This is a genomic window from Streptomyces sp. WM6386, assembly GCF_000972385.1.
Lineage (GTDB): Bacteria > Actinomycetota > Actinomycetes > Streptomycetales > Streptomycetaceae > Streptomyces.
The window spans coordinates 1-871 of record NZ_JXTE01000269.1 but is presented as its reverse complement, the minus strand read 5'-3'; the positions used below and the strand labels follow the sequence as shown (position 1 = coordinate 871).

The 871-nt window shown below is 72.2% G+C and carries 1 protein-coding gene and 1 pseudogene; both read right to left on the bottom strand.

Going from position 1 to position 871, the window contains the following annotated elements; all coding sequences use genetic code 11:
* On the bottom strand, nt 1–674 hold a 674-nt coding region (locus tag TN53_RS41170), incomplete at its 3' end, for a phytoene desaturase family protein (RefSeq protein ID WP_046264007.1).
* A pseudogene (locus tag TN53_RS41165) lies at nt 667–871 on the bottom strand (SRPBCC family protein); the annotation flags it as partial. The gene TN53_RS41170 and the pseudogene TN53_RS41165, both read right to left, overlap by 8 nt.

Genomic DNA, 871 nt, shown 5'->3' with positions numbered 1-871 from the left:
ACAGGGACGGGGAAACCGTAGGTCTGTCCCAGCATGGACAGCAGCCAGCCGAAGCCGCCGCTGCCCGCCGACTCGGGGGCGAGGTCGGCGTGCAGGGCGTTTCCGGCCAGCAGGAGACGGCCGCCCTGGCCGTGGAACTCCTCCTCCCCCATGCGGCGCACCGGCAGGATCAGGGTGCGTGCCATACGCGGCCCGCCCGCGGCCCGCAGCCGCAGTGCCATCCTTGCCGTGGCCCTGACCGGCGGGAAGGGCGTGAACAGCGCGTCCAGCAGGTCGGGGCGCAGGCGCTGCCACGTCTCGTGCAGCCGCCTCCAGGCGGCCCCGTCCTGCGGCGCGAAGGTGTCGAGAGAGGCGGCGGTGGTGTCGATGTCGCGGTCCAGGACGGCGCAGCTGCCGTCGGTGAGGGGATGGGCGAGCACGCTGGGGGCGTGGCTCCACCGCAGTCCGAACTCGTCCAGGCGCAGTGCGGACAGGATCGGTGAGGCCGCGGCGAGCGGGTAGAAGGAGCTGAAGACGTCGTTGACGAAGGCGGGATCGACCGCGTGGTCATGGCGTACCGCTCCGCCCGGCTCCGGCTGCTCCTCCAGCACCTCCACACTCCACCCGGCATCGGCCAGCACGTTGGCGGCCACCAAGCCGTTGGGGCCCGCTCCGATCACCACCGTGTCAGGCATGGCCTGCTCCGTCGACGCCGGTCGCCCCCACAACCGCACGGGGGCTCTGGTGGCCGGCTTCCGCCTCGTTCTCGCACAGCCGGGCCAGCCTGGCGAGCATGGTGCGGTGGCGCAGCTGGATCAGTGCCTCGAAGCCGACGTTGTGCAGCCGTCCGCCCTCTCCTTGGAGCGGGTGCTCGTCCACGATCACCAGGCAC